Consider the following 19,653-nt stretch of genomic DNA (forward strand, 5'->3'; position numbering starts at 1 on the left):
AGAATATAAAACATTCGAAATTAGTTGTCAAGCGCTTTCAAAAAAATTATGATAGTCATTAAAGAGGTGGACATATGGTTGTAAATAAATACAAAATCAGAGAACAAAACGAATCACTTATCTTAAAAAGCATCATCGATCATGAAAATATCTCCAGAGCAGAGCTATCTACTCTGATTGGTTTAAACAAAGCATCAGTCTCTTCTATCACTAAAACTCTTTTAGATGATGGATTGATCTTTGAAACAGGTATTGGCTCTGCCAGTATACAAGGCGGGCGTAAGCCAATTATGCTCCAATTCAATCCAAAGGCAGCTGCGATTTTATCCTTTGATATCGGTATCGATTATTTAAAAGGCTCACTTGCCTATCTTGATGGCACCGAAATCCTATCTATACAAAAAAAACGAATCACCGTTGATGCCAAAACGGTCATGTCGTTATTAGAGCAAGCAATCGAGGAGTTATCTATAAAAGCAAACGTAGAGATCGTTGGTTTATGTACAGCAGTTCATGGAATCGTCAACGAAAATTCGATTGTTTTTACGCCATATTATGATTTAGATACGATCGATCTTTACCAAGAATTAACGTCCCGTTATGATTACCCGATTTTTATAGAAAATGAAGCGAATCTTGCTTCACTTGGTGAATATGTTTTTTCTTTAGACTCTAAAACACTTGTCAGCTTGAGCATCCATAGTGGTATTGGCGCAGGTATCGTCGATCATGGAATTTTACGCAAAGGACAATATGGAGAAGCTGGTGAGATCGGCCATTCTATCTTATATCCCAATGGAAAAAAATGCCCTTGCGGTAATCACGGCTGTCTAGAGCAATATGCATCAAATTCTGTTTTGTATGAAACACTTGCTAAAGTTAAACAGTTGGATTATGTTGATTCTTCTGTGGTCAAAGAATTGATCGATCATGCTGATACAGAGACTTTACAAGAGTTAAATAGGAACGCTTTTCTACTAAGTGTCGGTATCAATAATATCATCGCTATTTACGATCCGGAGGTAGTTGTGATCAATAGCTCTATTTACCGCAGCAATCCTGCCTTGCTTTCTGTTGTTGAACATCACCTAACCAGTCGGATCGCCCGTAAAGTATTGATCCAAAATAGTGCACTAGGCAGTCAAGCAACTCTTTATGGCGGTATTGCTTTATGCTGTCAAAATTTCTTAAATATTAGAGAATTAAAATTCCATTCGCAAAATAGTTATTGATTAAAAGAAGAATATACAATAAAATTAAATAAACCAGCATAATACAAAACTATATTTCAAAATAATTTGTATTTTTTCACAATAAGTTGTTTTTTTATTTTATTGATCAACTCTCTTTTATCCGCTATTTCATTCGTCTAAAAAATCTACTTTGAGCCTGCCCTAATTGTATGATATACTATTATTGCTTTATTTTAGGCTTTTCAATTAAATCAATGACGAAAGGAATGAAAATAACTTGGAAGAAGAATACTCTCGACGCAAACAAACACGACCAGCTTCTACACCAAAATCGTGGATGATCATTGTTATTTTATTATTATTTATCAATACGCTGGCACTGGGTAGTTTGTTGTTTATGAATACGCAGGAAAATACCAAAAATGAAGAACGATTCAATAACATTGAAAAGAAAGTCAGCCAGCTTGATCAAGAAACAAACAAACAGACACCTGTCTCTGAAGAGACAGAACAAAATGTTTTGACACGACCAAGCTCAACTCAAGAAAGTCAATCAGAGCAATCAAGTTCGACTACAGTAGATTCCACACACACTGCAGATCAGACAACACCATCATCTGAAACGACTACTCATGTTGCTGAACCTGCTGCAACGACGTATACTGTTCAATCAGGTGATACACTTTCTGTGATCGCTGAGAAAAATAACATTTCTCTTCAAGATTTGATGGCTAAAAATAATCTAACTGACGCAACTGTCTACATTGGGCAGGTACTCTCATTACAATAATTTTCCTACATAACTCTGTGACAATAAAAAACGCAAAAGGCCAAAACCTTTTGCGTTTTTTTTAGTTTGCTTGTTCTTTTTTGAAATCTTGCTCATTCACAGGAGCTACTAATTTTATACTTCAATCGATTGGGTACTACTATTTTTTCTGAAGAACGAATGTATTCCACGATCAATTCAACGATTTCTTTCGCTCCCTCATCAACAACCGGACAGTCTTGGTACGTCGAAAAACCACCGCCTCCGCTTGCTCGATAATCACTCAATGAAATCGTAAACTCCTCCTGATCTTCAACAGGGGTTCCCTGATACGTTAAAGCAGCTAAGCGCTCTCCCGCTTTTTGACAAAGGTCGATTTCATATTCTACTCCAACAAAAAAATCATAGTGGTAATGTTCAATTTTTGGATATAGATATCTTTGAGAAATATTGATGTTATTTTGTTCATCTAAAGCAAAGTAATCGGCATTTTTCTCTATCACCTGCTTTAATTGTGCACCTGTGATCTTTAATGTGATTAGATGATTCGTATAAGGATACGTAGCAATAACATCTCTCATCGTCACTTCTTGGTGAAATCCTGGTGATGTATTTGCTAAAGAAACAACCGTAATCTGTGCTTGACTGGCTTGAAGTTGAACAGCACCGATCAGCTCAACAACAGGACTGCCGTGAAGTGCTATCGCTAGTTTTTCATCTGCTAAGGCTTCTTTATCCAGTGACCCGATCGATTCATCCAGCCATTGTTGGACTTTTTGTTCCACAGGCTGTAACAGTTCAAAAGTATCTGCTTGCGGCTGTTCACTTGGTTTCCCGACAATCGAGGCTATTTGTAAAGCACTCTCTTTTTTTTCAACAGTGATCGCTGCATAATTCAATGCATTAGCAGAAGGCTGAACAATATAGGTTCCATGTAAAAGCTGGCCTTCGATCAACAGATGCTGATGCCCAGTCAATAAAAGATCAAAATCGAGCTGTTCACAGATTTTATAGCCAATGTTCTCAGTCGTTATAGACAATTGTTTCCCCGACTTTACATCACGCTCAAAGCCGCCATGGTAGACGCAAATCGTCAAATCGAGTGCTTGTTCTTTCATTTCAGCTAATGCCTTTTTTGCCGCTTCAAAAGGATCAGTAATCAAAATATCCTCGATATTCTCTTCTTTTTCCCAGACATTGATATAATCCGTAACCACACCTACGATGCCAATTTTCATGCCGTTTGCTAATGTTTTAACTGTCCACGGGTATTTTTTACTTTGTGTTTTTCGGTCAAGTATATTTTCGCAGATACAAGCGGCATTCAATTGTTCTAAATAGTGATATAAATAATCTGTCCCAAAGTTGACGTCATGGTTTCCTAACGTCACAAAATCATACCCTGCCTGATTTAAAACAGTTGCTTGCGGAAATCCTTCTTCGGGATGTGCTTGACAATAGGACGCTAATGCTGAACCTTGCAGCATATCTCCGCCATCAATGATCAAGGTATTTTCATCCTTTTGAAAGTCAGGAATACATTTTAATAACCCCATCGGGCGATCTTCTGTATCCGCGTAATTCGTAGGAAACAAATAACCATGGACGTCAGATGTATAATAAATCTTCATTTGTTGTTTCACATACCTTCTCCTTTCTAGTAGCTTTTGGTTCTTTCGATTATTGACTGATAAATGAAAGATATTCGTCGAAAACATTGTAAATATAATTTGTTTCTAAACGATACTTTGGAAATATTGCTGTATTAGCTGTGATGCGATAGTCCTGTTGTTCCGGATCAATTTGTCCTTCATGATCGTCTATACCGCAAATGTCTTCATGCTGCAAATATTCTTTCAGCTCTTCTTTTGAGATATGATAAGTAGATAGTGTATACGGTGGTTTAAAGCTCTGTAAAAATCCGCCAATTGTTTCATCCTGAAGTTTAATAGAGTAAAAGGTATTCGGTACCTTTTTTCTTAAATAGCGATCTAATTCATCTAGATTTAATTTTTGCTGCAGCCAGAGCTGATAGGCTTTTTCATCATATACTTGGTACTCCGCTGGCGGATATTCTCTAGTAGCGATCAGTTGTGCCTGTTTGTTGATAATTTGACGATGTTGAACAGAGAATGACAATTCTCCAACATAATTGCCGCGATAGCCTGGCTGAACAAACGCTGTATCATTCGTGATCCCAGCGTTTGTTCGATGCTGATGCCCGCATATCAGGCCGTCGATCCCATTGACCTCATCAATGATACGATATGTTTGATCCTCACCAGTATCATACTGTGTTGATGCACCAGTCATCATATCACGTTCGATTCCGCCATGATAGCTAACGACGAGCACATCAACTTTTTCTCGTACGATCGGCACCCATTTGTTTAACGTTTCGATGACATCGAGGAATTTTACTTCCTTTATTCGATCATAGTCTGAAATTTGAGGCATAGCGCTTGTTATCACACCGATCACACCAATTTTTAACTGGCCGCGTTCCAAAATTGCGTACGGATCAAAAATCAAATGGTCATCTAAACCCAGTACATTTGCACACACATACTTTCCTTTAAAAGCTGCCGCCTGACGAACCAAAAAATCAAGTCCATAGTCAAAATCATGATTTCCCGGCACCATTACATCAAAGCCAACTTTATTAGCCAACTCGATCAATGGAGAAATCATTTTTGTAGTATTAAAAAAAGTCGATTGCGGACTCCCTACTAAAAAATCCCCATTATCGATCAAAATGGGGGCGTCAAAATTTTCAGCAATTGCTGAAAGAGAGCAAACTCCGCTCTCACTTTCAGCCTCTGTCAGAAAACCGTGGATGTCTGTCGTACCTAAAATTGTTAATTTTGTCATTTTCTATCCTCACGAATCATTGTAATTTTTTGCGTAAATAACCAGTCACTGCATCGATCAGAAAGACTGTAATAATGATACCAAACAAAATGACCCCAACTTTATCCCAAGCTCTTGATTGAATCGCAAAAATCATTGGTGCACCGATCCCTCCAGCACCAACCAATCCAAGAGTCGCAGCACTACGTACAGCTATTTCAAAATGATTCAACGCTAATGATAGAAACGTCGGAATCAATTGCGGCAAGCGTGCATAAAACATGGTTTGCCAGAAATTGGCGCCAACCGCTGTCATCGATTCCACAGGAGCTTCATCCATCGATTCGATTTCTTCTGTATACAATTTACCCAACATCCCAATTTGGTGGACACCAATCGCTAAAACACCAGCAAAAGGTCCCGGTCCCACCATTTTCACGAAAATGATCGCATAAACCAGTTCTGGAAATGCTCGAAGAACATTACAGATAAACTTCCCGATTTTAGAAATGATCGTATTCGATTTCCATAGGTTATGTGCACTGATAAATGTCAATGGTAAAGCTAAAATCGTAGCGATCACCGTTCCTAAAAAGGCGATCCCGATCGTCAAAAGCATCAAGCTCACTAAATCTTCACCGCTGCCATCATACACATATGCCCAATCTGGCTGAAACAATCCCGTTAAAACTGATTTCACCATATCAAATGACATGTTTCCTGCTTCTGAATAGTCAATGCCTGCCGCAGAATAAAGAATGATCGCCAAAACAATCAGGATCGGCATATAGCGTTTTACTTTTCTATTTATGCTCATTACACCAACCTCTTTCTGATGATTTCACTGATCCAGTCGATCGTGATCACAACAACTAAAATAGATAAAATAATGATCGACACACGGTCATAACGCATCAAACTTAATGAAGAATTCAAAATCACACCAATTCCTCCAGCACCAACATAACCAAGGATCGTTGACGCACGAATATTCACTTCAAAAGCATACAATGAATAGCTGGCGATCTGGTGTGTGATCTGCGGTGCAATCGACCAAAAAGCAACCTGCGTTTTAGTTGCACCAACTGATTCAGCCGCTTCGATCGGACCATGATCGATCGTCTCGATCGCCTCATAGACTAATTGGGAAACCATACCAAAAGTAAAGACTGCTATCGTCAGCACACCTGTAAACTCACCGATCCCAAACATCGCAACAAATAGCGCTGCTAGTAAAAGATTGGGGATCGTCCGAACAATACTCATCAAAAAACGGATAATCGTTGTAAAAAAGAAATTTCTAGTAACAACTGTTGTCGCTAGAAAAGCAAATGGAATAGCAAAAATCACACCGATCGTCGTTCCTACAACAGACATTTTGATCGTTTTCAGCATAGGTTCAACAAGCTTTGGAAGATAGCTCCAGTCTGGACGAAGAAAACGCTGTAGGAAAAGCCCCATTTGATCCAGATTATTGAAGACATCAGCCATTTGAGCCCCTGTAACACTCGCACTAGAATATACACAAATCAAGACTAAAGCTAAAATAAATAAGTGCTTATATAAATTTCGATGGATCGTATCTTTCAGCTTCATTCTTGTACACCTTCAGTTTGTTTCAAAATATCCGCCCCATAGATGCTCGTGAGTACTTCATCTGTTGCCTCAGCGGCTGTTCCATCAAACACGACCTCACCATCCCGTAATCCAATGATCCGGCTTGAAAATTCACGCGCCAAATCAACTGAGTGAAGATTGATCACAACTGTATGATTCAATTCCTGATTGATTTTCTTCAAATCTTTCATGATTTTTTGGGTAGTGATCGGATCAAGAGATGCCACAGGCTCATCGGCTAAAATGATCGATGCTTGCTGTACCAATGTCCGAGCGATCGACACTCGCTGTTGTTGTCCACCACTAAGCTCATCACTTCTTGAATGTAACTTATCGGCTAAGCCAACACGACCTAAAGCATCTTCTACAAGCGCATAATCATCTGCTGAAAAGATCCCGAAAATACTCTTGAATGTCGAATAATAACCTAAACGTCCAGAAATAACGTTTTTTTGTACAGAACTTTTCTTAACTAAGTTAAAATGCTGAAAGATCATGCCAATGTTTCTTCTTATTTTTCGTAGATTTCGCTTATTGGCCTTTGTGATCGATGTTCCATCGATTAGGATATTTCCTTCTGTGATTTCATTCAAACGATTGATCGAACGCAATAATGTACTCTTTCCAGCTCCACTTAAGCCAATAACAGAAACAAACTCGCCATCTTTGATCGTTAAATTGATATTTTTCAATCCTTTAACACCGTTGCTATAGGTTTTTGTAACATTTTCAAACTGAATCATGATTTCTCCTTTTGATATAAAAAATAGAAAAGAGCGTCGTCCAAAAGTACATACAAACTTTTGTGCACGCTCCAAACTCAAAAAATAGCAAGAAAAAGCAGAAGCCGCGGTCTTATCATACAATAAATGATAACAGAGCGCCTGACTTCTATAGCTTTTATCTCATCCATTTGATCTTTACTCTTTCATGTACACTCAATTTACTCCGCTGCTTTTTCCGTATATTCTTCAACGGTATCGTAGTTTTTGTCATCTGCTTCTACATAGCCTTTATGTCCCCACATTGCCATCGCTTCAGAGCCTTCTTCGTCTTCTGACATTGCCAAGAACGTTTCTTTGACTTTTGCCTGAAGATCTTTATCCATGTTTGGCTGAACAGCGATCGCGTCATTCGGAATGTCCCCTTCAGTTAAGTAAAGGACTTTCAACTCTTTGAATAGATCGTCTTTTTCAAATTTTGAAGCAAATACATTACGAGCTCCTTCAAACACAAAACAAGCATCCTGCTGGCCGTTCAAAACAGCTGTGATTTCACTTGGGATATCATTGACTGTCGTCAAAGTAACATCTTTCGTTGGATCGATCCCAGCTTCTTTCATCTCAACAACAGGGTAAATATAGCCGCTTGCTGAGTTTGGACTCAAGGTAGCGATTTTTTTACCTTTCAAATCTTTCAATGAATCAATACCACTATCCGCTCTAACTAAAATTTCTCCCTTGAACGTACCAGATAATTTGCCATCTTCCGGCTTACCTGTTTCACGGTTATACGCACCTAATTCAGAAGATAAAATCGCTGTTGCTGCTTTTTGATTACGCGCCTGAACATATGCTGACGGCGGCATGATTCCGATATCGACTTTACCTGAAGCCATCGCTTCAACGATCGTAGAGTAGTCAGTCGCTAACGTAACATTGACCTCGCGACCTAATTTGTCTGATAAATATTTTGCGAAAGGTTTCGCTTTAGCCTCCATTGAGCCATCGTTATTTGTCGGTACAAATTGTAGTTCTAATGGTTTAGTATCATCAGCAGCCTTTTTATCGCCCGATGAACCGCATCCTGTAAGTAAACCGATACTTAAACCAATCACTGATAATAACCCTAACAATTTCGTTCTCTTTTTCACTCTTTCCATCCTTTCGCATCTTGGCATAGCTAAAACGAATGTTTTTTCTATTTTAGCTATATTCATTCTAGTTTAATGGTGTAAACTTCTGATAATAACGACGTAAAGATTGTGTAAATTTTCAATTTCCACTTCGTAATCATCACTAAATCGTCATGGACTGCAGCAAATCTTCTTTTCAGTAATTTTCACTGTTTCTCTCATAATATAATCGTCCAAAACTAAATTTAGTATAGCATAAATCCGATAATATTCTAGCCTTCTTTTTCAATTTTTGTTTTTTTACTTCTCATCTTTTTTTCTGAAAAACACGAACATTCTCCAAAATTAAAAAGAGGTAGTAAAAAATAAGAGCAGGACAGCAACCAGATATTTATCTGCTCACGTCCTGCTTTTTTATCTATATGAACAACAAGCGATCCGAATTAAATCAGTTCCCAAACAGAAGATGATCCTGGCTGATCTCCTCTTGTCCAGTGTTTCGCTTTGTATGTTTTTCCTTGATAGGTTACTTTTGCTCCGCCATCATAGCCTTTTTTCGCATTCCATTCCACGGCTTGATCTGAAAGAAGCAGCCATGCATCAGATTCATCTGGACGTGTGCCTCTCGTCCACCATTTTGCTTCATACTCTAAGCCTTCATACGTTACACGGTCACCAGTGTCATACGTTTTGTTTGCATCCCATGTAGTGATTTGGCTGCTGCCTTCTTTTGTTTTTACCACTAGGCTATCGCTTTTCTCAGATTCCTTGTTATTTTTATCGAAAGCAGTAATGTGATACGTATATGAAGTATTGGCTTGTAGCCCAGTATCTTTAAATGACGTCATATTCACCGTATTGATTTTTACGCCATTACGATAGATATGGTATCCTACAACACCGATCGAACTAGTTGATGGACTCCAAGATAGATCAATCGAATGTTGAGTGGCAGTGCTAGAGATAAGATTCAGCGGTTTCGTTGGAGCGGGTACCTCGGTGCCTGGACCAGAAGGTGTATTGACTCTTAAGCTAGTACTTTTATCTGACTGCGTACCTGCTGCACTAACTGCTGCGACAGAATAAGAATACGTTGCAGCACCAGTAACTGTTTTATCTGTAAACTCAGTTGTTCCTGTTCGACCAACTTCTCTGCCGTCCCTAAAAATAATATATTCTTTTATCAATTGTTGATTGCCTTGACTTGGCGCCCACTTGATTTTTACTGAATCATGTTTTGCTTCTACAACAGAAAGTGCTGTCGGTGCAGCAGGTTTTGCTGGTTGTGATGGATCGATCGGACTGATTGGATTTTTCATTTCATCACGGTATTCCCAGATCTTATGTGTCAATTCAGGATATTGTTGTAACTCTTTTTTCGTTGTTGAAGAGACAGGCAGTCCCCACATTTCAAAATAAGGAGTCAAATTCGTATTTGCGATTTTTGATGCCGATAGAATAAAATATTGTTGTTTCGCTGAATCACTGTTTAAACTTTTCGCTTCTTCTCTATATAGTTTATGCAGTTGCGGATAAAAATCTTCCCCAAAAGCCAATTCTAACTGCCAAAACATGCCTAGTTCTATAAAGTAATCATTGATCGAATCATAGTTTTTATTTGGTTGTTTGAAATAAGCGAACATTTTATCATAGACACGATCAGTCTCTAGGCGACTTCTACCTCCTAATTTTTTCTCACTTCTCATGCTAAAAATATTGACTGTCACTTCAGTTTTATTTTTCCAAGTCATACGACTTGATTGATAAATATGACCAAATTCATGCATCGGTCCCCAAACACGATTTGGCTCAGCTCTTAGCACAATAGGCATCCCGGAATCTATAGAGTAGCCCGTATGATTATACCAAGCATACATATAATATCCCGGCTCTTTTGTTTCTCTCATATGCTGTATCACGCCCCGGCTTTTTCTATGCAAAGCAGAACTATTATCCAGACCAGATGTCTCATCATGGAAATCGACTACTTTATCATATGTTTCTATCGTTCTTTTCGGGTTTGTTACATGCTTTAAATTCGCTTTAGAAGCTGTGATCAGTGTATGTTTTCCAACTAATTCAAAACCTGGCGCATTCGGGTTTTGTCGCAGCTGATTTTGCCAATCGGAATCAGTCGTTTTTCCTAAGATGTATCGAGGCAGTTTCACTCCACCATCAACACTAATGACTAATTTTTGTTGTACAGTACGATTTGTCACATTTTGCACATGGATGATTCCTTCTTTGGTATTAGTAATAACATTTTTCCCCTTCTTTAAAGGAAACGTCTCCGTCCTGCCTTCTCTAAAGTCATTCAAACTAATGGGTGAAATCGTATATGTCGGCATCGTTGTTTGATCTGTTTGTTCATCTACGTAGATCGTGATCGTATCAGACTTTCTTTTGTAGACACCTGTAGACTGGTTATTACTAGCTCCTCTAGGATTATCCAACGTTTTTTCAGCGTAAAGTTTAGCATTCTCAGATTGTACAAGCTCTGATTGGACACCAACACGAAGCTGATCATTTTTTTGCTCCACTTTTGAAGCTGTTTCGTTTGCCGCTGGATCAGCATAAGCGTCTGTTGTTTGGATAATACCAGCAGCAACTAATGCTAAAAGTGACGCTCCTACGGATACATAATATTTTCTTTTGTTCATTTTTATTAACCTACCTTTCTTTGATATAGGTCAAGTATAGGAGAGATTTAACTTGCTATCAGGTCAAAAATGTTCAGCCTAGTTAATAAAAATGGCTCTTCTTTTGTAGTATTTCTATTTCTTAAAAAAAGTGAAAACACCAACAAGTTCATTATTTCACAAATCCTTTCATAAAATCGCTCTCCACAAAGTGTAACCAGATGGACCAATTTTATCCCTTTTTTGTTCAACAATCGCCGAAAAATAAACTTTTTTGAGTTAATTTCAGAAAGTAAGAAAATGGATATAATCGATGTTTGTTGTTCTTTCGATATCAGGCGATTCATACAGTTGCTTCTGTTTCCGCCGTTTATTAAGCTTTAAAGTGCGAAACAAAACTGTTACTTAGTTTTGTTCCGCACTTTCTTCATTTAAACAGTTACTTTTCTAGATACATTTCATCAGCCAATTTTTCGATTCCATCTAAAGATTGATAGCCATAACCAAACATATAGTTATAATCGACAGTATAAACTTGTTTATTTTTGATTGCCTGCATGCTTGAAAGCTTAGGATTATTCATGATCCCTTCAAGCATTTTCTCACCGGAGATCCCGCCTTTAGTCGAGCTCCAGTCAGCTAAAATCAGAACTTCCGGATCTGTTTCGATCAATTTTTCAACACTTACTTCTCCCTTTTCATCCTTAAAAACATTCTCTAGTTTGACCATTGTAAAAATATCATTGAAAAAGGTCTCATTATGAGCAGGATAGATATAAAGTTCATTCGGATCAGTGGTATGGATATAGGCAAATGTACGTTTTTCTTTTATCCTTTTAAGCTTCGTTTCAAGCGCTGATTGACGTTCTTTCAGTTCACGTTTAAATGACTCTGCTTTATCTTTAACATGAAAGACTTTTCCTAAATTGTCGATATCATCATAAATAGAATCAAATGTCCCTCCTGTTACTGAGGAATGTAAAACAAATGTTTTGATCCCCATTTCATTGAGGCTATCAACTGTGCCAACGCCCCAGTCTTGATTATCAAATAGACCTCCGCGACCATAGATAAGATCTGGATCTACGCTCAACGCCATTTCTTTACCGATATAATCCTCTGATAGATGATTCAGCTGATCAAAATCTTTTTCGACCGTGATGTCTGATGCTCCAAAAACTGCTCCAACTCCAGCGATTTTGTCTTTCAACCCTAAATGCAATAATAATTCTGCTGCCGGTCGTGTATTGGCTAAAACTTTTTCTGGTGCTTTCTCAAATGTTTGCTCCTTTGATTGCCAGCCTTCTGCGCCTTCCGCTCTAGTATAGTTCTTGATAGTTACTGGATAATCCGTGCTTGTTTCTTTATCACTAGCTGATTGTTCTTTCGTTGCACAGCCTGTAAAAATCGCTAAACTCAATAGAGTGATCATTACAATTTTTTTCATTTTTATGCTTCCTCATTTGCTATATATTTTAATTCTACACATTAGTCCAGCGAATAATTAAATCCCAAACGCTTTGTGATCGGATTTGTGTAGATCGTACATTTTACTTCATAGATTTCTTCGATCAATGCTGCTGTAAATAATTCTTCTGGTTTCCCTTCCGCAATGATTTTGCCCGCCTTCATCGCATAGATATAGTCACAGTAATGAGCTGCCAACTCTAGGTCATGCAACGCAGCCAAAACGCCGATCCCTAAGTTTTTCACACACGTTAAGATCTCCAACTGATAACGGATGTCCAAATGATTGGTCGGCTCATCTAAAATCATATATTTCGGTTGCTGCGCAATCGTACGAGCTAAAATCACTCGTTGCTTTTCTCCACCGGATAACGATAGGAAGCTACGATCGACATAGTTCGTCAAATTGGTTTTTGCTAACGCATCATTCACGATCTCAATATCTTCTGGTGTATCTGATTCAAGTAATTTTTTATGCGGCGTTCGACCTAAGAGAACCATCTGAAAAACGGTTAAATCAAAATTTAATTCATTAAACTGATTGACCACACCTAACCGCTGCGCTACTTTCTTTTCAGAAGCTGCTAAAAGATCTAGATCGTCTAGAAAAACTGTGCCTGCTTGAGGTTTGATCCCTTTATAAATTCCTTTCAGCATCGTTGATTTCCCACAACCGTTTGCTCCAATGATACCGACAATTTGGTCTTTTTGAGTTTGCAAAGAAACACTTTTAACAATTTGCTCTTGCCCAATCGTAATAGCCAGATCTTTCACATTTAATTCCATAGCTTAGCCTCCGAAATTATATCCTTTTTTAACGATAATATAGATGAACAATGGCGCTCCGATGACCGAAGTAATGATCCCAATGGGAAGCTCTACGGTAGCGATCAGCGTTCTAGAAAGGACATCCGCCCAGATCATAAAAAGAGAACCTGTCAATGCTGATACAGGCAATAAACGCTTATGATCAGAACCTGTCAAACCACGTACGATATGCGGAATGATCAATCCAACAAAGCCGATCATACCTGAGTAGGCAACGATCACACCTGTTAATAAGGCTGCAAGCATCAAATATAGCTTACGATATCTACTTAATGGAACACCCAACGTGATTGCCGCTTCATCTCCTAATAGCATCACATTCAAAATACGATACTGAAATAAAAAAAAGAGAGTGATCAAAACGACAGTTACTGAAAGGACGCTCAACTTATTCCAACTTGCAGAAGCTAGACTTCCCATCGCCCAAAACGTGACCGTTTTCATTCCTTCTGCATTATTGGCCAGGTATACAATAAAACTTGAGATAGAGCTGCAAAGCGCACCGATGACAGAACCCGATAAAACCAATTTTACAGAAGTCATCCGCCCGCCGATGCTAGATAAGATCAAGACACCAAAGGCTGCTGCCATCGCACCGACAAACGCTCCAAAAGCTAAGCCAAATTGTGAAAATACACTGGCAGTACCAAAACCGATCAAAATCGCAAAGGTTGCTCCAAGAGAGGCACCAGATGAAATCCCTAGAATATAAGGATCAGCTAAAGGATTTTGCACCACTGCCTGCATCACAGCCCCTGTTACAGCTAACCCCATTCCCACAAAGACAGCCAAGATCACACGGGGGGTTCGCACAAACCAGATGATGTTGACCGCAGAATTGCTTGAAACGCCATCTAATGAACCAACTCTTCCACCCGATAGCTTTGATAATAAGATTTGAATAATGTCATCCACTGAAATATCCGCCTGACCGTTGAGCAAAGAATAAATGATCGAAATGAAAATAGCTATGATCAAGCCGAGCAAAACGAGCGGATAATACCGCTGTGTTTTCACTTTTAGATTGTCTTCTGTTGCTTTGATTGCCTGCAAAAAAATGCGCCTCCTAAATAACTGAACATAGCTCTATTATTCTTTATTTTCTGACAATTTTTCTGATAAATGAAATGCCCACTGATCAACTGTTTTTCTCTTGGCTCTTGGTAACTTGACTGCTTCATCGATCATACTTATATCTAATAAACCAATGATCTGACGATCCGATCCAACACCAATCTCTTGTTTAAAGACATCATCAAAAATGATCGGTACTGTACGCCAAGTAACACCAATATTTCGAGACCATGCAGCTAACTGGAAATTTTGGATAAATGCAGAAACAGCACCAACGGCTTCAAAATTTGCTTTTTTCTTTTCATGAATCGGTGCTGTTACAATCAATGTTACAGGAACACTCAGGTAATAATCTTCAGTTCTTTTCTTTGACGCTGCTAAGTGTTCTTGGTCATACCTTGCCCAAATGTTCATCCGCTCATAGCTATCCATGATTTTTTCCACGAATAAACTACGCTCTTCTGGTGACATGACCATAATGACTGCCCAAGGTTCCTCTTTAGAATGAAATGGTGCATAACTTGCCACTTCCAATAACGCTTTAATATCTTCAATAGAAACAGGCTGCTTCGATATCGTTCGAATCGTTCGCCGCTCTTTGATCACCTGTTCGATAGACGCACTAAACATTTTTTTCCTCCATTCTTTTCTACTTAAACAAACATTCACAATTAAATGCGAATGAAAATCATTCTCAATTAGAAATTAAGAGTACCATTCAACTTCTATTTTTGCAAGTTTCATTCAGATAAAAAAAACGAAGAAAAACCAAATCAGCTTTTCTTCGTTTTTAATTATGATGTTTCATTTACTTAAGGTCAAAAGTAGCTTCCAAGGTTTCTTTCACATTAGGTCCAACAAACACGATGAATTTACCAGGTTCTTCCTTAAACAGCATTTCCTTCGTGTAGAATTTCAAGTCCGCTCTAGTTAAATGAAACGTTACTTTTTTCTCTTCGTCAGCACGTAAATCAACTTTTTGAAAAGCTTTTAGTTCCTTGATCGGGCGAACAACTGAGCCAGTCACATCTTGAATATATAACTGCACCGTTTCCTGTGCTGACCGATCAGAACGATTTTTTACTGTTACTGAAATAGTCAATGACTCATTCATATACTCACTGTTAAGTGTCAACTCAGAATACTCGACCTTACTATAAGATAAACCAAACCCAAAGGAGAATAACGGTTCATTAGGGCTATCTAAATATTTTGAAACAAAACGCCCTTTATGTGTTGGGCTTGTCAACGGTCTACCTGTTTTGAATTCACTATAATAAAGAGGTAGCTGACCGACAGAATAAGGAAAACTCATGCTTAAACGGCCGGAAGGATTGGTTTGACCAAAAACGATATCTGCTAAAGCATTTCCGCCTTCTGTTCCTGGGAACCACGCTTGAAGAATCGCATCGACTTGCTCAATTTCTTTTGTCAGCACAAGCGGTCTGCCACTAATAACGATCAAAACTGTTTTCTTTTTCAACTCGACCATTTTTTGCAAAAAGACCTGCTGGATTTTAGGCAAAGTGATATCTGTACGGCTTCCTGCTTCACCGCTTTGCATCGTATGTTCACCTAAAGCAAAAACGATCGTATCCGCCTGTTGCGCCAATGCTAATGCCGTTTCTAGTTCAGTTGCTTTCATTTGTTCATCAAGCCCCAGCTGTTCGATTTGGTCTTTTGTTGCCCCAAATTCTCCTAAAAAGGCATAGTCTTCCAACATATCACAGCCTTGAGTATAAAGAAGATGCTCCGGATCAAGATAGTTTTCAAAGCCTTTTTTGATGGTCACTACATCTTCTCTTTGACCATGAACCGCCCACAGTCCGATCAATTCTTGATTATCACCATATGGACCAACCAGCAACACTTTTTCTTTATTAGGTGCAAGCGGCAACACTTGATTTCTATTTTGCAGTAGAACAACTGATTCAGCAGAGACCTTTTTCGCTAAGCGACGTTTTTCTTCCGTCAGAAAAGCTTGTTCTTCTAATGCTTGGCTTGCACCTCTGTAAGGATCTTCAAATAACCCTAAATCATTTTTCAACTTCAATACACGATAAACAGATCGATCGACCAGTTCTGCACTGATTTCTCCATTTTCGATCAACGGTTCTAACTCTTTTGCATAACAGGGGGTTTTCATATCGATATCAGTTGTGGCTTCGATCGCTAATTTTGCAGCTTCACGATCATCGGCTGCCACACCATGAGCAATCAATTCTTGAATCGCAGCATAATCGGAAATGATCACTCCATCAAAGCCCCATTCTTTGCGTAAAATCTCTTTCAATAAGAACTGATTGCCAGTAACAGGCATTCCGTCATAGGTATTAAACGATGTCATCACTAATTGACAACCAGCATCGACCGCTGCCTTATACGCTGGCAGATATTCTTGACGCAGCCTTCGTTCAGACATATCTACTGTATTATACTCACGACCGCCTTCTGCTGCTCCATAGGCTGCAAAATGCTTCACACAAGAAGCGATCCCACCACCGTTTAAAAGATCTTTTTGCAGTCCAGTGACCATCGCTTTAGCAAAAGCTGCATTCAGCACAGGATCCTCTCCCGTTGATTCTAATGTTCTGCCCCAACGAGCATCGCGAACTAAATCGACCATCGGTGCAAATGTGACATGCGCACCTGCTGCTTTAGCTTCTTCTGCCGTTTGCTGATACGCTGACTCAACCAGATCTGGATTCCACGTTGCCCCTAAGCCTAAAGGGATCGGAAAAATTGTTCGGTAGCCATAAATGATATCGGCCATAAACAACAGTGGAATTTTGTGCCTACTTTTTGCCATATGACGATCTTGGATCTCTTTTGTTTTTTCTGCTCCTGTCACATTTAGCACTGAACCAACCTGATCAACGATGCGTTGATCGATACCTAATTTTTTTTGCGGGCCAACAGCTAACTGATCTGCGTGGAAAAAATCACCTGATAATTGAACCAACTGTCCGATTTTTTCTTCCCAAGTCAAAGAGTTCAATAATTCTTTTAGTGCTTGCTCTTTCATTTCTACACCTCTTCACTTTGCTCTTGCAAATACGTTTTGTTGTCTAAGCGTTTGAACCACGGATACCAAAGCAACGGTGATAAGACTAACTGGATCACCAGCTGTAAAATAATAACTGAAATGCTGCCTTGAACCGCTGCGTGAAAACCAACCGGCAACCCAAAGATCGCCTGAACACCGACAAACCTTGAAACTAGACCGATTTTGGTTAAGACATACGCTAAAATCAACGCAATACTATTATTAAAAATGAACGGCACTGCTAAATCAAAGTTCAAAACTAATGGTGAACCAAAAATCACTGGTTCAGTGATCCCAAATAAAGCAGGCACGATCGAGATTTTTCCGACTTCACGATACTGTTTACTTTTCGCTCTAAGCATCAATAAAACTAACCCCAGTGCCATTCCCCCAAACGTAATGATATTGAAAAAGGCTAATCCAACAATATTTGGTGGTGTTTGTCCAGCCGTTACAGCATTCATATTTTCCACATCCATCGCCATCCATAAAGGCGTTACTAAAGGCAATATCACATTGGTTCCGTGAATACCAAAAAACCATAATATTTGTTGCAATAAACTTAAAATGATCATAGCGCCAATTGAACCACCGATTCCTTTTAGCGGCTCTTGGATGATCGTATATACAAATTGATGCATATTTTCAAAAGGTGTTAAGCTAAACCCAAAATCAACCAGAATAAATAAAACACCGATCAACACGGTTGGAATCAAGGATTCAAATAGCCGCGTGACCATTGGCGGAACCCCTTCCGGCATTTTGATCGTCCAGCCTTTACGTTTGATTGTCAGAAACAATCGACCAACGACTAAACCGACGATCATCGCAGAAAAAACGCCTTGTGCACTTAACCATGTCGTTGGTAATGCGGCAACTTCATCAGCAGTTTTATCTAATGGTGTGATCAATAAGAAACTCATCAACGAAATAATACCAGCAGCGACATAGTCCTCTTTTTCATCGAGTTTTCGAACTAAGTTGATCGCCATCAAAACAGAAATATATAAGGCCAACGAACCAATGGTAAATGTATTGACTTTTCCTAATAAATCAATGACTTGTGTAAATCCTTGTAAGGTTTTGGACATATTCATAAACACGACAAGTAATACAGCGATCGATCCGATAAAAACAGGTCCCAAAGTCGACATCATTGCACCAGAAATAGCTTGGAGGTACGGATTGTTCCCCATTCTATCAAAAAATGGACTAACTTTATCAAAAAAATCCACTAACTTCTTCTTCATGTTGCTTGCTCCTCTCAAAATACAGTAAGCGCTTTACTTATACTTAGTATACTGACAATCATCCTTTAATTCTTTGCCCAATTCGTCATAAAATCGGAAAAATAATGACTTTTTCTAAGAGAAATATTTTTTCCGATATTGCTGAGGTGAAAGGTTGTAATTCTTTTTAAACACATTGTAAAAGGACTTCACAGAGAAAAAGCCATTTGCCATAGCAATCGCCATTACAGTCATATCAGTATCTCTCAATTGATAATAAGCTTTTTCTAAACGGACAGTATTAACATATTCAGAAAAGGAAATCCCCATATATTTTTTGAAAAAGCGTGAGAAGTAAGCTGGATCATAATTAAATACCTCAGCTACGTGTTCTAACTTCAATGATTGATAGTAATTCTCCTGTACATAATCATTGATTTGTTTTAGTCGATCTAGATGCTTCAAGCTTTTTATGGACTGCTGAGAAGCTAAAGGAATGCGATAGTTTTTGACTAATAAAGCAAGTAACGCCAATGTTTGACTTTTGACCAAGAGGTTGACTGCAAGCTCCTGAGTTTGATACTCATGAAAAATCTGATCCAATAGCAACTGTATGCGTGAATCTTGTCCTTTAGACGGATTCAAATTAAATAAAAACTGCTCATTGTATTGGTTTTGTGTCATCTCTTGTAAAAAATGCAATGGAAACTGCATGACAAAAACCTCGTTAGGCAGTGGACTTCTTGAAGAATGAATGATATTTGAGTTGATGAATAATGTATCACCTGGTTCTAAAAGATAAGCCACCTGAGGAAAACGAACTTCTAAATTTCCTTTCAAGCAATATAAAAGTTCAGCACTTTCATGCCAATGCGTGCTGATCAGTCGATCTGGATTTCTTGAAGTAAATGAGAATAGCTTAAAGGGATAATGTTCATTTGGAGAAATCATCTCATGTTTCATTCCGATACCTCTTTCTTTTATACAATAGTAAGCAAATTATAAGCTATTTTCACTCTTAACAAAATAAAGTGACTCTTCATCCTTTTTTACTAAAAAAAAATCATAAAAGACATAACAAAAAGG

The 19,653-nt window shown here is 38.5% G+C and carries 16 protein-coding genes; 2 read left to right on the forward strand and 14 right to left on the reverse strand.

The window, feature by feature from the left end; translation table 11 throughout:
* Positions 1-74 precede the first annotated feature (74 nt).
* On the forward strand, positions 75-1,232 hold the full coding sequence (locus H3T55_RS13710) for an ROK family transcriptional regulator (RefSeq protein WP_225534795.1): 1,158 nt from the start codon (positions 75-77) through the stop codon (positions 1,230-1,232).
* Between the two features lie 238 nt (positions 1,233-1,470).
* A complete protein-coding gene (locus H3T55_RS13715) occupies positions 1,471-1,983 on the forward strand; it encodes a LysM peptidoglycan-binding domain-containing protein (RefSeq protein ID WP_087642134.1) in 513 nt (170 codons plus the stop codon).
* A gap of 92 nt (positions 1,984-2,075) precedes the next feature.
* Here the strand turns inward: H3T55_RS13715 and H3T55_RS13720 are convergent, their stop codons facing one another.
* From H3T55_RS13720 to H3T55_RS13785, 14 genes are all read right to left on the reverse strand, one after another.
* Entirely contained in the window at positions 2,076-3,605 is a 1,530-nt protein-coding gene (locus tag H3T55_RS13720) for a bifunctional metallophosphatase/5'-nucleotidase (RefSeq protein WP_225534794.1), read from the reverse strand.
* A 37-nt stretch (positions 3,606-3,642) separates the two neighbouring features.
* Positions 3,643-4,833: a bifunctional metallophosphatase/5'-nucleotidase gene (locus tag H3T55_RS13725; protein WP_225534793.1), complete on the reverse strand. Its 1,191-nt coding sequence runs from the start codon at positions 4,831-4,833 to the stop codon at positions 3,643-3,645.
* A 16-nt stretch (positions 4,834-4,849) separates the two neighbouring features.
* Positions 4,850-5,629 carry a phosphonate ABC transporter, permease protein PhnE gene (gene phnE / locus H3T55_RS13730; protein ID WP_225534792.1) on the reverse strand — a complete coding sequence of 260 codons (780 nt, stop codon included), beginning with the start codon at positions 5,627-5,629 and terminating at the stop codon, positions 4,850-4,852.
* Positions 5,629-6,408, reverse strand: coding sequence for a phosphonate ABC transporter, permease protein PhnE (gene phnE / locus H3T55_RS13735; RefSeq protein WP_225534791.1), 780 nt, complete (start codon positions 6,406-6,408; stop codon positions 5,629-5,631). The genes phnE (H3T55_RS13730) and phnE (H3T55_RS13735) overlap by 1 nt, the downstream gene beginning before the upstream one ends.
* Entirely contained in the window at positions 6,405-7,172 is a 768-nt protein-coding gene (gene phnC / locus H3T55_RS13740; RefSeq protein ID WP_087642129.1) for a phosphonate ABC transporter ATP-binding protein, read from the reverse strand. The genes phnE (H3T55_RS13735) and phnC overlap by 4 nt, the downstream gene beginning before the upstream one ends.
* A 200-nt stretch (positions 7,173-7,372) precedes the next feature.
* Positions 7,373-8,311 (reverse strand): phosphate/phosphite/phosphonate ABC transporter substrate-binding protein, encoded by a 939-nt coding sequence (locus H3T55_RS13745; protein ID WP_412523577.1) that lies wholly within the window; start codon positions 8,309-8,311, stop codon positions 7,373-7,375.
* A gap of 416 nt (positions 8,312-8,727) precedes the next feature.
* On the reverse strand, positions 8,728-10,944 hold the full coding sequence (locus H3T55_RS13750; RefSeq protein WP_225534790.1) for a M60 family metallopeptidase: 2,217 nt from the start codon (positions 10,942-10,944) through the stop codon (positions 8,728-8,730).
* A 418-nt stretch (positions 10,945-11,362) separates the two neighbouring features.
* Entirely contained in the window at positions 11,363-12,370 is a 1,008-nt protein-coding gene (locus H3T55_RS13755; protein WP_225534789.1) for an ABC transporter substrate-binding protein, read from the reverse strand.
* Between the two features lie 41 nt (positions 12,371-12,411).
* Positions 12,412-13,176, reverse strand: a complete 765-nt coding sequence (locus H3T55_RS13760) for an ABC transporter ATP-binding protein (protein WP_225534788.1) — start codon at positions 13,174-13,176, stop codon at positions 12,412-12,414.
* Between the two features lie 3 nt (positions 13,177-13,179).
* Positions 13,180-14,271 carry a FecCD family ABC transporter permease gene (locus H3T55_RS13765; protein ID WP_225534787.1) on the reverse strand — a complete coding sequence of 364 codons (1,092 nt, stop codon included), beginning with the start codon at positions 14,269-14,271 and terminating at the stop codon, positions 13,180-13,182.
* A gap of 36 nt (positions 14,272-14,307) precedes the next feature.
* On the reverse strand, positions 14,308-14,922 hold the full coding sequence (locus H3T55_RS13770) for a nitroreductase family protein (RefSeq protein WP_225534786.1): 615 nt from the start codon (positions 14,920-14,922) through the stop codon (positions 14,308-14,310).
* Positions 14,923-15,100: 178 nt separating this feature from the next.
* Positions 15,101-17,317 (reverse strand): beta-glucosidase BglX, encoded by a 2,217-nt coding sequence (gene bglX / locus H3T55_RS13775; RefSeq protein WP_225534785.1) that lies wholly within the window; start codon positions 17,315-17,317, stop codon positions 15,101-15,103.
* Positions 17,318-17,319: 2 nt separating this feature from the next.
* On the reverse strand, positions 17,320-18,588 hold the full coding sequence (locus tag H3T55_RS13780; RefSeq protein WP_225534784.1) for a PTS sugar transporter subunit IIC: 1,269 nt from the start codon (positions 18,586-18,588) through the stop codon (positions 17,320-17,322).
* A 114-nt stretch (positions 18,589-18,702) separates the two neighbouring features.
* A complete protein-coding gene (locus tag H3T55_RS13785) occupies positions 18,703-19,530 on the reverse strand; it encodes an AraC family transcriptional regulator (RefSeq protein ID WP_225534783.1) in 828 nt (275 codons plus the stop codon).
* Positions 19,531-19,653: the final 123 nt, after the last annotated feature.

This window comes from Enterococcus sp. S22(2020) (assembly GCF_020295385.1).
Classification (GTDB): Bacteria; Bacillota; Bacilli; order Lactobacillales; family Enterococcaceae; genus Enterococcus_L; species Enterococcus_L dunnyi.